Origin of the sequence: Paranoxybacillus vitaminiphilus, from assembly GCF_003259935.1 — a bacterium.
Classification (GTDB): domain Bacteria; phylum Bacillota; class Bacilli; order Bacillales; family Anoxybacillaceae; genus Paranoxybacillus; species Paranoxybacillus vitaminiphilus.
In genome coordinates this window covers 19,443-32,839 of record NZ_QLMH01000025.1, presented here as the reverse complement: position 1 = coordinate 32,839, position 13,397 = coordinate 19,443, and the positions used below count along the sequence as shown (strand labels likewise).

Annotated in this window: 9 protein-coding genes and 1 pseudogene; 1 reads left to right on the top strand and 9 read right to left on the bottom strand. The window is 41.2% G+C overall.

Features of this window, described 5'->3' with window-relative positions:
* The first annotated feature begins 263 nt into the window (after positions 1-263).
* Complete coding sequence (locus tag B0I26_RS16645; RefSeq protein WP_111646511.1) at positions 264-791, top strand: hypothetical protein; 528 nt, start codon at positions 264-266, stop codon at positions 789-791.
* A 368-nt stretch (positions 792-1,159) separates the two neighbouring features.
* On the opposite strand, the gene B0I26_RS16640 is transcribed toward B0I26_RS16645, so the two are convergent.
* From B0I26_RS16640 to ltrA, 9 genes and pseudogenes are all read right to left on the bottom strand, one after another.
* Positions 1,160-1,555 (bottom strand): hypothetical protein, encoded by a 396-nt coding sequence (locus tag B0I26_RS16640; RefSeq protein WP_111646510.1) that lies wholly within the window; start codon positions 1,553-1,555, stop codon positions 1,160-1,162.
* A gap of 8 nt (positions 1,556-1,563) precedes the next feature.
* The gene (locus tag B0I26_RS16635) at positions 1,564-1,965 is read right to left on the bottom strand and encodes a hypothetical protein (protein ID WP_111646509.1); all 402 of its coding nucleotides are present in this window, start codon (positions 1,963-1,965) and stop codon (positions 1,564-1,566) included.
* A 135-nt stretch (positions 1,966-2,100) separates the two neighbouring features.
* Complete coding sequence (locus B0I26_RS16630) at positions 2,101-3,852, bottom strand: ABC transporter ATP-binding protein (RefSeq protein ID WP_111646508.1); 1,752 nt, start codon at positions 3,850-3,852, stop codon at positions 2,101-2,103.
* The gene (locus tag B0I26_RS16625; protein ID WP_111646507.1) at positions 3,836-4,609 is read right to left on the bottom strand and encodes a MerR family transcriptional regulator; all 774 of its coding nucleotides are present in this window, start codon (positions 4,607-4,609) and stop codon (positions 3,836-3,838) included. The genes B0I26_RS16630 and B0I26_RS16625 overlap by 17 nt, the downstream gene beginning before the upstream one ends.
* Positions 4,610-4,787: 178 nt before the next feature.
* The gene (pruA, locus tag B0I26_RS16620; RefSeq protein WP_111646506.1) at positions 4,788-6,335 is read right to left on the bottom strand and encodes an L-glutamate gamma-semialdehyde dehydrogenase; all 1,548 of its coding nucleotides are present in this window, start codon (positions 6,333-6,335) and stop codon (positions 4,788-4,790) included.
* Positions 6,336-6,431: 96 nt separating this feature from the next.
* Complete coding sequence (locus B0I26_RS16615; RefSeq protein ID WP_111646505.1) at positions 6,432-7,598, bottom strand: CamS family sex pheromone protein; 1,167 nt, start codon at positions 7,596-7,598, stop codon at positions 6,432-6,434.
* Positions 7,599-7,610: 12 nt separating this feature from the next.
* A complete protein-coding gene (ligA, locus tag B0I26_RS16610) occupies positions 7,611-9,614 on the bottom strand; it encodes an NAD-dependent DNA ligase LigA (protein ID WP_111646515.1) in 2,004 nt (667 codons plus the stop codon).
* A gap of 16 nt (positions 9,615-9,630) precedes the next feature.
* Positions 9,631-11,151, bottom strand: a pseudogene (locus B0I26_RS16605) (3'-5' exonuclease); the annotation flags it as partial.
* A 101-nt stretch (positions 11,152-11,252) separates the two neighbouring features.
* Positions 11,253-13,106: a group II intron reverse transcriptase/maturase gene (ltrA, locus tag B0I26_RS16600; RefSeq protein ID WP_245934823.1), complete on the bottom strand. Its 1,854-nt coding sequence runs from the start codon at positions 13,104-13,106 to the stop codon at positions 11,253-11,255.
* Between the last annotated feature and the right edge of the window lie 291 nt (positions 13,107-13,397).

The following is a 13,397-nucleotide window of genomic DNA, read 5'->3' as shown; positions in this document are numbered from 1 at the left end:
TCGCAAGCGCTGCCCAACAAATTTCCGCTGGCACCCAAGAGTTAAGTGCAGCTGTTGAGGAACAAGTAAATACAGCCCGACATTTAGATACATCATCGAACATACTTCAAAAAATGGCAGAAAATTTAGAAGAAGTTACAAAAAGATATATTGTTCATGCATAATCGGTCTTTAAAACCGCTTCGAATCAGCATAAATTTAATATGAAAAATATATGTAAAATCGGCTTTTAAGCTTTGCAACTCCATCAAGGGGGAAAAAACGTGCATAAACAAGTAAATTTTCGTTTTGAGCAAAAAATAGTCGATATGTTGGAAGAATTAGTAAACTACTACTCCCATGGCGATTACAAAAAATATAGCAAAACAGCTATTATGCAAAGTTTAATCTACAAAGACTATCAAGAAAAAATGGCAAACAAGCAGAATACCGATAAAAATTTTAATTTCATTGAAGAACACGCCTCAGGAGAATATATAGGATTACTAGCGCCGCCCGAGATGGATACCATGAAAAAAACCTACAAGAATGAAAATTTATCAGAAAAAGCAAAGTTTATCTTGTATGCCATGTTGATGGGGATGGTGTTGCAACGATGTGTGGATTGGAATCATAAAATCTATCCAGATAAACGTATATACTGGACTTTTAGGGTTGATTCTCTATTTCATTGGTTTAAGGATATTTTCACGAAAGAAGAAATGATGGATGCCTATAAAGAACTGCAAAATCAAGGCCTGATATATGGTGTAGATGATCTTCTTCAGCAAATCAAAGATGATGCACGATGAAAGATGATTGTTACTTCCAAAATTTATGGTATCAGAACCGCCGTAAAAATCGAATCCAACAATATTAATTAAGAAGGAGAAGATATCTCTTCTTACCGTCTCAACATGGTGCAGTTTTCCAATTATTCATATAATCATATGAAAGGCTCTAACGCCGACTTCAATGAACATATAAAAGGGCTGACCCATAAGCATCTGATCTCACGTGCATTTCGCAATATAGACTCAATGCCGTTGTGTTGCGGGGGTGATACTGTGCTTGTGGATCAGCCTTTTTTCACGTATAAAAAGAGCTTAACTTCTAATTGGAATTGATACAAAATAAAAAACCTCCCTTCTTATGCAGAGAGGTTACATATGTAGAGAAGTTATGTTCCACGCTGTTGAATTTCTTCGAAAAAGAGATGGATTCTCGATTTTGCCATTTCATACACTTCATTGCGATCTCTCGGTCCGATTGCGATAATCTGCATCTCTACAATCTCATCTTTTTCAACCAGACGGTAAATAACTCGTAAACTCATGGATTTTGGCTTGATTTTTGCAAATTGATGCAGCGGTGGATGCAGTTGATTACCGTTTCCCTTCGGTTTCAGCATCGCTCCCTTCATCGCTTGTTTGACAATGAGAGCAAGTATTTGCTTACGCTGCCCTTTTGAATATGACTTAAAATCTTGCAGCGAGTTGCGGGAGAAGAACACTTGGGTATGAAAACGTAATAAGTACTCGTTCAATTTCTCAATTTCTTTTTGGATATCTTTCATCGTTCTGCTTATTCCTCGTCGTCCATTTCAATGTCGTGTGCCAATTGTATAATCTCATCGAATTCAAATTCTTCTCCCTCTAAAGCAACCTCTAATGGAATGTCGACCGTATCATTTTGACGTTCCGATGCTACCTGATACATATAGTCATCCACAATTTGTTCAAAAAATTCCTTTATATCAAGGAGATGTTCAAAATATTCAACATCGGATAACACAGCAGAAGCTTTTTTATTTTTTGTATTTTGAATAACATAAATTTCACTGGTTGGTTCGTCAGCAAAGCGATTAAGAATTTCCGATAATTTATTCGTGCGTGTCATATCAGTAATGCCATATACCCGTTCTTTTAAAAATTCAAGATGCCCCAACGTACCCCGTTTTCCCCTATTCATCACGTTCATACCCACTTTCCATTCCCCTTTCTATTTATGATATGCTCTTAAACGTGTATTATATACACATGCTATAGCACATTTTAAATGTGATCTTAACATCAAAGTCGTATCTGTACACTGCGATCCGAAAGAAAATTTATTTTGTGCTTACTCCGATATTGTTTGGAATTGTTGTTCGGCCAGTTCTCTGTAGAGCGGATGGGTTTGCAGCAATTCGCTATGTGTGCCGATCCCGGTGATGGTCCCATTCTCTAATACAACGATTTGATCGGCGCCGATAACGGTTGAGAGACGGTGAGCAATGACAAGTGTTGTTCTTCCTTCCATTAGCCGCTGCAAGGCCTTTTGAACAAGAACTTCCGATGAGCTGTCTAGGTTTGAGGTTGCTTCATCAAGGAGAAGAATTTTTGGATTGCGTATAAGAGCGCGGGCAATGGCGATTCTCTGCCGCTGTCCGCCTGATAATTTGATTCCCCGCTCTCCAACTTCCGTCAAATATCCGTTTGGAAGCCGTTCGATAAATTCCGCTGCATTTGCCAGTTTGGCTGCCCGTTCTATCTCTTCATCGGACACGTCTCTATTTAGTCCATAACAAATATTGTCGCGTATCGTTCCTGACATCATTGGGCTTTCTTGGGAGACATAACCGATTTGACTGCGCCACGAATGTAAATGAAAATCTTCAATATTAGTTTCCCCAAACAATATTTCGCCTTCATCGGGAGTGTAAAATCGCTCTAACAAAGCAAACAATGTCGTTTTGCCACTGCCGCTCGGACCAACGATAGCTGTAGTTTTTCCGGAAGGGATAGTGAGCGTTATTTGTTTGAGGACAGGCTCTCCCTTTTTATAAGAAAAGGAAACATTTCGAAAATGGATGTCTTGCTTATGGTTTGGCACCGCAGGCAAACTGCCGCTTGGTTCTCTCTCTAAGGATAAAATGCGCTGGATTCGCTCTGTTGCGCCCATTGCCTTTTGAAATGAAGTGAAAAATGCAGCCATCTGACTAAACGGAACAACAATTTGAACCATGTAGATAATGATGGCGACAAGCGAACCGGACGAAAGCGTGCCTGAGGCAACACGGACGCCGCCATAACCGATTAAAACGACTAAAACGAGCATCATCACAAATGTCATAAACGGGGAAATGACAGCTTGGATTCTCGCTTCTTTCAGCCCAAATTGAAACAAATGAAAAATCCCTAGTTCCCCGTTTTTTTGCTCCTCTTTTTCCGCGCAATAAGCTTTAACAAGACGAATATCGGATAACACTCTGCCAAGATTGGCTGAAAAACTGGCCATTTCATCCTGGGTAGCTTTTGAAATTTTGTACATTTTTTGCCCAAGCGGCCAGAGAATCAGGATGGAAACTGGGACAGCCGTCACCATCATAAGGGTCATTTTCCAGTCGATAATAAGCAGGATGCTAACAGCCCCTGCAACTGAAATAAATCCGGTCAGAAACGTAACTAAATGTTGAGTGATCAGCATTTTTACCGTGTTGGTGTCTTGAGTAATTCGGCTCATCGTTTCTCCAGATTGGTGTTTGTCGAAAAAAGGAACAGGCAATAATAAAACTTGATTCCAAAGCTTTTTACGAATCGCCGCCACCACATATTCTCCAATATAGGTGAGGAAGTAATAAGAAAAGCCGGAAGTGATCGTTTGCACAATAAACGAAGCAGCAAGTAAAATAATAATTGATGGTTCTATCGCAGATGCGGCGATCTGGTCAACAAGATCTTTAGTAAACCATGGTACAATGAGTCCAACCCCTGTCTCAATCAAACTAAGAGTAATAGCAGTGACAAAAATCCATTTCGGCGGATTCGTGCTCTTGATTAACTCCCAGAAGGTTTTCCAATTGTCTATCGGTATACTATGATTCTTCTTCACTCAAATCTACTCCTTCTTTCTCTAAAAATATTTCCACCGCTTTTGCCACCCATTCCTCTTCTTCTTTGGAAAAAGGAGATAGGAACAGCATCGGTTCTTCAGCGAATTCATCCTCTTTCAAATGAAATAGTGATAAATATTCACCAAAAACTTCTTTTGCAACGTCTTTGGCAATTGAGAAAAGTTCCTCAATTAACGATTGCACAGCATTATCACTCGGATCTTTTCCATAGTATTCTTTTAGCTTTTCGAAAATTCCAAGCAGCTTCTTCTCATATTCCAACTGTTTTTCTTCGCTAATATCAAATATTTTTTCCACTGTTTCAGCCGGCATAAATTGTTTCAGCCATTCTTTCTGTTGATTCTCCATTTGGATGGAGTTAATAAGCAAACTAAATATATTCGGATCCATCTTTTCTTGTTCTTCGGCAAGGTGCTGGGCATGCGTCACTGCCTTTATGATGCGGTCAATATGTTCACGCTTTTGCAGCAAAAGCCTCTTTTGAAAAGCAAGTGATTCTTTTAAGTCCCATTTCTCTTCTTGCATAAAACGTTTAATTTCTTCAAGAGAAAAGCCAAGAAACTTCAGTGCCACAATCTTTTGTAATGTAATGATCTCATCTTCACTGTAAAATCGGCGTCCAGAACCCGATACACGTGACGGCTTCAAAATCCCTATTTCGTCATAATAGTGAAGCGTTCGTATTGTTTGACCCGTTTTTTTCGCAAACTCGCCGATTGGATATACCTTTTTCATTGTTCTCACCCCCTTCTGACACGATCATAAATCTTCACGTAACGTTAGAATCAATAAAAATGTTTCAGTTGTTACCATTTTTTTAAATCTACATAATTACAACAAGCAACTGAAAAATTCAAGAAAGCTTACCAATACATAAAAAACCTCCCTGCTTTATAGCAGAGAGGTTTTTTCATTAAAACATTTCTGAAGTTGTTTTTGCCTGCATGTGAAGGATTAAATAGTCAGGACCGCCTGCTTTCGAGTCGGTGCCGGACATGTTGAAACCGCCGAATGGCTGGTAACCGACAATCGCGCCTGTGCAGCCGCGGTTGAAGTAAAGGTTGCCGACATGGAATTCTTCACGCGCTTTTTCAATGTTGAAACGGTTTCTAGAGATTACCGCACCTGTTAAGCCGTATTCCGTGTTGTTGGCAATTTCAAGCGCATGATCGAAGTCTTTGGCTTTTGTGAAGGCAACAACCGGACCGAAAATTTCTTCTTGCATGATGCGGGCTTTCGGATCGACATCCGCAAATACAGTCGGTTGAATGAAGAAGCCTTGTGAATCGTCTCCTTCTCCGCCAGTCATTAACTTGCCTTCTTGTTTACCGATTTCAATGTATTCCATGATTTTGTTGTAAGCAGATTGGTCGATGACAGGGCCCATGAATGTGCTTTGTTCGGCTGGGTTTCCGACCGTTAATTGCTTTGTCAATTCAACAACGCGGTTTAATACTTGATCATATACTTCTTCAAGCACAACAACGCGTGAGCATGCCGAACATTTTTGACCTGAGAAACCGAATGCAGAGGTAACGATCGATTGTGCCGCTAATTCAAGGTCAGCATCTTTGTCCACTACGATTGTATCTTTACCGCCCATTTCCGCGATGACGCGTTTCAACCAGATTTGACCTGGATGTACTTTCGCTGCACGCTCGTAAATACGGATACCTACGTCGCGAGAACCAGTGAAGCTGATAAAACGAGTGCGCGGATGGTCAACTAGGTAGTCGCCTACTTCCGCACCGCTTCCTGGAATGTAGTTTAAGACGCCTGCCGGAAGACCTGCTTCTTCAAGCACTTCTACAAACTTGTAAGCAACAACCGGTGTCGCGCTTGCCGGTTTTAAAAGAACGGTGTTACCTGTTACAAGAGCGGCAACTGTTGTACCTGCCATAATCGCAAGCGGGAAGTTCCAAGGCGAGATAACAACGCCAACACCAAGCGGAATGTAGAAGAAACGGTTAAATTCATTTGGACGGCTTTCAACAGGAATACCGTCTTTTAATTTTAACATTTGACGGCCATAGTACTCTAAAAAGTCGATCGCTTCTGCTGTGTCAGCGTCTGCTTCTTTCCATGGTTTTCCTGCTTCTTTTACAAGCAATGCGGAAAACTCATGTTTGCGGCGGCGCAAGATGGCAGCTGCACGGAATAAAATGTCGGCACGCATTTCCGGTTTTGTTTTGCTCCACCATTTAAATGCCTCATCTGCCACTTGCATCGCTTTTTCCGCAAGGTCTTTATTTGCCTTAGAGACGCGGCCGATTACTTCGTTTTTGTTTGCCGGATTAATGGAAACAATTTTGTCTTCTGTAGAAATACGCTCTCCGCCAATGATTAAATCATAATCTTTTCCAAGATATGATTCGACTAGCTTCAAAGCATCTTTAAATGCGTTTTTATTCGCATCAATCGTAAAATCTGTAAATGGTTCATGTCTGTAAGGTTGTACCATTGTTTGTGCCCCCTTTGCTGATTACAAAAGCGTTTACAGACTACATTTATCATTCTAACTGATAATACATGCTTATTCAATTTTTTTAAAAATTCTCTATTGGTAAATATGAACAAAAGGCTGTTCCTCATTTGCTTTGCGGATAATTAAGCTTTCCGGACCGCTTACAGAAGAAATATAAACATTTACGTTAATATAGTCTGGAAAATGCTCCATCACAAGTCCTGTAACATATTGGGTAAAGCCAATCACTTCTGCTTTTCCGTAAAACTGCATCGGAATGTTAATCGTTAATTGCTGCAGCTGGTCATCACGGTAAAACGCTTTGCCAATCACACCCGTGTAGTTAGGGAAAAATTCGTCAATGTCTGATTTAAAATTGTTAAATTTCATCATATCTTCGCGATGATTCTTCTCCGCTTCATCAGAAGGGAATAAATAATATTGTTCATTCACATCTTCCCAGTCATCAATAGACGAACTGCCTTTATCAACATGAGTGACCGCAAAGAAATGCCCCGGAATAATGGATGTTGCCGGCTGTTGTTTAAACAAAGCAATCGTAATCGGTACTTCTCTTAATTCTTTTATTTTCCGCAAACGTGAAAGCACTTCAGCCGCGATTCGCTTTCCTTCCCGTTCAATGACTTTGTCCTCGATTTCCACTTCGCGCGGATAGCCTTCTTCTGTCTGATAATAGTGGACCGAATTCATTGCCAAGCCAATGACGACTCCGCCTAATTGCACTTTCTCATCATTATTTTTTACTAAGTAGTCATGCTCCATAATATGAGCTAAATAAATCGGGCTTTTTTTGTTTTTTTCTTCATTTGTCCCTTCATCGCTCATGATCGGATTTAAGCCGACGTTTTCCGACTCGTCCATCTTTTGGGCTTTTAATTGCTCTTTTGTCAGCTTTCGTTTTAACCAGCTTTCAATCGTTTTTTTGTTTAAATATTGCCCTTCCTGGAATACATAGTCGTTTGGAGAAAATCGTTCCTGGGCAAGGCGCATTAATCCTGATTCAAATTCGTCAACATCCAAACGGGTATTTAAATTTTCAACAACAAGCCCTCTTGCCTCCCCTGGCTTAAACGGTAAAATCGTTCGATAGTAGGAGTCGGAAATGTTGTATTTTGGAATAATCGCTTTCTGCTGCTTATTATCCGTCTGCTGAACAATTTCCTCTTCCTGTTCAAATTTGGGTGCACATGCGGAGAGAATGAGCATGAACACGGAGAATAGAACGGCTATTTTTTTCATCTCATTCGCCCCCTATCGTTCAATTTCTTGAAGAAAGCGAGCTTCATCCCAAATTTCAATGTTCAGCTGCTGCGCTTTCGTTAATTTCGAGCCAGCGTCCGCTCCGGCAATGACTAAATCGGTATTTTTGCTGACGCTTCCTGTCACTTTTCCGCCAAGCTGCTCAATTTTTTCTTTCGCTTCGTTTCGCGATAACTTCTCAAGTTTACCCGTTAAAACAATCGTTTTTCCGGCAAAATAAGAATCCGTGTCCGCATTGCTCACCGCTTTTGGTCCTTTATATGTCATGTTCACGCCATATGAACGTAATTCATTGATTAAGTCGGTCACTTCCGGCTTAGAGAAATAAGCGATAATCGAATCGGCCATTTTTTCACCAATCTCATGAATCGCCAGCAGTTCCTCTTTCGTCGCCTGGCTAAGGCGTTCCATCGTTTCAAATTGCTGCGCTAAAATTTTCGCGGCTTTCGCGCCGACATGGCGAATACCTAAACCAAACAGCAAACGCTCTAATGAATTTTCTTTTGACGCTTCAATCGCATTCAATAAATTAGTTGCTGATTTTTCTCCCATTCTCTCAAGATTCATAAGCTGCTCTTTTGTTAATGTATAAAGATCCGCGACATCTTGAACAAGCCCTTCTTTAAATAATTGGGCAATCACTTTTTCACCAAGTCCTTCAATATTCATCGCATTGCGCGAAACAAAGTGAATTAAGCCTTCACGAATTTGCGCCGGACATTTTGGATTAATGCAGCGCAAGGCTACTTCCTCATCTAAACGGACAAGCTCACTTTGGCACTCTGGACAATGAGCCGGCATCTTAAACGGCTCTTCTTCGCCCGTACGGCGCTCCGGCAGCACGTTGACCACTTCCGGAATGATGTCGCCGGCTTTTTTCACAACAACGTAGTCGCCAATTCGAATGTCTTTTTCGCGAATAAAATCTTCATTATGAAGGGAGGCACGTTGTACGGTTGTTCCGGCGATACGAACAGGCTCTAAAATGGCTGTTGGCGTGACCACGCCTGTACGGCCAACGCTTAGTTCAATATCAATCAGTTTTGTTACCACTTCTTCAGCCGGAAACTTGTACGCAATCGCCCAGCGCGGACTTTTTGCCGTTGCTCCAAGCTGTTCCTGCTGCTTAAAAGAATCCACCTTAATGACGATTCCATCAATTTCATAAGGCAATTGTGCACGCTTCTCATGCCACGATGTGACAAATTGAATCACTTCATCGATATTCGCGCATACGCGGCGTTCCGGATTCGTCTTAAATCCTAACTCATGTAAATAGTCAAGTGCTTTACTGTGTGAGTCAATTCCAAGCTCCTCCGCATTGGCAAGTCCATACACAAACAAATCTAAATTGCGGGACGCTGCAACTTTCGGATCGAGCTGGCGCAGCGAACCTGCCGCAGCATTGCGTGGGTTAGCAAATAGTTCTTCGCCGCGTTCGCTGCGCTGCTGGTTTAAAATTTCAAACGACTTCTTCGGCATGAACGCCTCGCCGCGCACTTCTACCGTCACGTTTTCTTTTAAACGAAGCGGCAGAGAGCGGATCGTTTTTAAGTTTTCTGTGATATCTTCACCGATTAAACCGTCACCGCGCGTCGCTCCTTGAACAAAATATCCGTCCTCATAACGCAGGGAAACGGCTAATCCGTCAATTTTTAATTCGCAAACATATTTGACGTCTCCCACTTCTTGACGGACACGGCGATCGAAGTCCCGTAAGTCTCCTTCGTTAAACGCGTTGGCGAGACTGAGCATCGGCGTGCGATGCTCCACTTTCGCAAAAGCATCCAACGCTTGTCCGCCAACACGCTGTGACGGTGAGTCCTTTGTTTTTAATTCAGGATATTCCGCTTCAAGCGCAATGAGCTCCTGCATTAAGCGGTCATACTCCGCATCCGGCACCGATGGTTTGTCCAGTACATAGTATTCGTAATTGTATTGATTTAAAAGGCGGTGAAGCTCTTCAACACGCGCAATTGCAGCTTGTTTATCCATCGCTTCCATCCTTTCTTTACACTTTGGTGATTGGTGCAAATTTCGCTAATAAACGTTTAATACCGATTGGACTTGGAAAGGCGATATCCAGCTCTTTATCGTCCCCTTCGCCTCTTACGCTGACAACAGTACCGATTCCCCATTTTTTATGTTCCGCTTTGTCGCCCACTCTCCAATCAATCGCTTCGCCGCCTGTTGTTGCTGCAGCAGGGCGCGCCATCGTTCTTGGCTGCTGCCGCGCAGTAAACGGAGAATTTTTCCGCATCGTTTCATTAAAGTTTTCAATCAGTTCATCCGGAATTTCGCTAATGAAACGGGAAACCGGATTAATGCCTGTTCGCCCAAACAATGTACGCATTTGTGCGCTTGTTAAAAACAGTTCTTCTTCCGCACGCGTAATGCCGACATAAGCAAGGCGGCGTTCCTCTTCCATTTCCGCTTCATCATCCAATGAACGGCTGTGTGGGAAAATTCCTTCTTCCATCCCGATGATGAAAACAACCGGGAACTCCAATCCTTTTGCGGAATGCAGCGTCATCAGTACAACGGCATCATTTTGATTATCTTCTTCGGTATCAAGCTGGTCAATGTCAGCGACTAACGCCAAGTCCGTTAAGAAGGCAATCAGTGATTTGTCGTCATTTGTATTCTCAAAATGTTTCGTGACGGATAAAAACTCGTCAATATTTTCTAAACGGCTTTGCGCTTCTAATGTTTTCTCCGCACGGAGCATATCGCGGTATCCGGACTTGTCCAACACTTCCTCAACAAGCTCTGTTACCGATAAATACTCCTGCATTTGTCCCCAATGCTCGATTTGCTGACGGAATTGAACAAGCGGTGTGACAATTCGTGAACTTAGCCCGATTTGCTCAATTTCCCCAAGCGCTTCAAAAATCGATAATCCGTTTTCCGCTGCATAGCTGATAATTTTATCAAGCGTGGAAGCGCCGACACCGCGTTTTGGCACGTTAATAATGCGCACAAGGCTGATGTCATCATTCGGATTGGCAATTAAGCGGAGATACGCCAAAATATCCTTAATTTCTTTTCGGTCATAGAATTTAATACCGCCGACAATTTTATAGTTAATATTCGATTTTAAGAGCACCTCTTCCATCACGCGCGATTGGGCATTTGTACGGTAAAGAATCGCAAAATCAGAATACTTCCGTTTGCCGCTGTCGACATATTCTTTAATTTTGCCGGCAACGAATTGCGCTTCGTCCGCTTCGCTCATCGCTTGATAATAGACAATTTTGTTTCCTTCCGGATTTTCCGTCCATAATTTTTTCGGTTTACGGTTCAAATTGTTTTCAATTACTTCGTTTGCCGCCTGCAAAATCCGTTTTGTTGAACGATAGTTTTGCTCAAGCAAAATAACAGTGGCGTTTGGATAGTCTTTTTCAAACGATAAAATATTTTGAATATCCGCGCCGCGCCAACGGTAAATCGACTGGTCAGAATCTCCGACAACACATAAATTTTTAAAGCGCTCCGCCAATAGCTTTACTAACATGTATTGCGCGCGGTTCGATATGGATAGGTAAGCCTTTGAAGTTATCTCCAGCTTTTCCCCCCATTCACACCGTACGTGAGAGTTTCCCCTCATACGGCGTTCCATCAATCGGTTGTCATCTAAGCTACTATTTCATCGTTTCCAACCAACTTGCGAAGTTTGTTGATTTTATCTAAACCATCCTTATCTAAATGCAATTTTTGGAGATATGTCTGAATGGTTTGTTCTTCTACTGCGTGAATCAACTTGTGAACATCTTTCCTCACAAAGATTAGATTGTTGTATTCATCGCTCCCGCCTAGTTTTTTCGGGATTTTATGGTGAACCTCCATATCTCCAATTTCTAATGGTACATTTGTTACTCCACATCGCCCATACTGCCCCACATACAACGAAATTCGATTGTCGTTGTATTCCATACTTTGATTAGGTACAGGGTTGCGTATGAGATGGTACATAACGGTTTGATTATATCCTTTTAATGCATCATGAACTTGCTTTCTTCCTTCTGACGTATAAGGACAAATATTTTGACTAAAATTCGACGGTGGCTTTGTTCTTATATGGTCAATAGGAAATACATTAATTCCATGTATAAAAACCACTTTTCCTGTGTATTTAGGATATAATCTTTTAAAAGTGGTTGATTTTGTACCTTTATAGCTCAGGATGGTTTTTGTTCGGTTATATAAGGTTCTTCTGACCGAGAAACCGATTTGTCTAAAATCTAGCTGAACATGCGTTGCGTATTGGTAGTAATTTTGAATACCGACAATCATGGCATTGAGTTTAGATACTTCGTTTTGCCCATGTTCTAATTTCTTGATTTGTTCCCGCAGTTTTTGAACGGCTTTCTTTTTCGCTTTGTCGCTTATGTTGGTTTTGGCGACAAATTTTTTCTTCTTGGCTATTGCTTTTATTTTAAAACCGAGAAATTCTGAGTGTCTTTTTCGTAAGTTGATTACTTTTGATTTTTCATGGTTAATTTCAAGACCTAGTCGTTCTTTTAACCATTTCTTAACGGCTTCGAATATCAAAAAGGCGTCCTTATGATTTCGGCAGAAGATTTTAAAGTCATCGGCATATCTTACAATAAACATTTCTTTTAGTTTTGTCTGTTTGAGTGCTCTGTATTTTGCACTTTGGTCGTAGACTAACCTTCCACCAATGAGCCTCTCACGGCTATAGTTCTTTTTTGTCTTGAAAGTCTCCCATTGACTACTAATCCACCAATCCAACTCGTTTAGAACGATATTAGATAACAATGGCGAGATAATTCCGCCTTGTGGAGTTCCTTTTTGTGGAATACCAACACTCTTAATTTCTGCTTTAAGCATTTTTGATATGATACTTAATACTCTCTTATCCCGTATACCTAGTGTCCACATCTGCTTGATCAGTTTACCATGATTCACATTGTCAAAGAAGCCTTTAATATCAATATCAACAACGTAATGTAGTTTGTTTTTATTCACTAGGCTAACGGCTCTTGATAATGCGTGACTTGCACTTCTGTTAGGACGAAAACCGTAACTATGTTTATGAAACTTTGCTTCGCAAATTGGCTCTAAAATTTGCTTTATGCATTGTTGTATGATTCGGTCTTCGATGGTTGGTATTCCTAGAGGTCTCATCGAACCATCTTGCTTTGGAATTTCCACACGACGAATGGAATATGGTTGAAAGTTAGCTAGCCTATATCTTACGTAGTTAATAAGATGTTGTGGATTCCTTTCTGCCATATCAAGAATGGTATTTCCATTTGTTCCACTCGTTTTACTTCCATAGTTTTTCTTGATATTTCGATAAGCTAACTTTATGTTCCTTTCGTCGATGATGAGTTCGTATAAACGGTGAAATCGATAACCGCTTTTACTTCGGGCATACAAAGTATCTAATACTTCTTGAAAGTCATAATATTCATTGTTCCTTAGTTTCTGTTTCTTCTTCCTACGTTGGTTGTTATCAGTCAACGAATCACCACCATTCATGATAAAATGGTAGGTTTTCGTTTCTCTTAGTCATACTCGAACCTGATAAGACGATGAATGTAGCTATGGCAACCGATTGACTAGTGGCTATCCCTCCATGATGTTTCCATCACTTCTTCGGTACTGTGCCACCGCTCTCACTGGCATAAAGATGAGTTATAGCTTTCCGCCTTTCCTCATCACCGTTTCATTGGTGGGTAAGACCTCCACGTTGCCAGCTTTCCACGTTCCGATGGTTCTATCTGTACATATGCACTTTTAGGTGAATCCTCT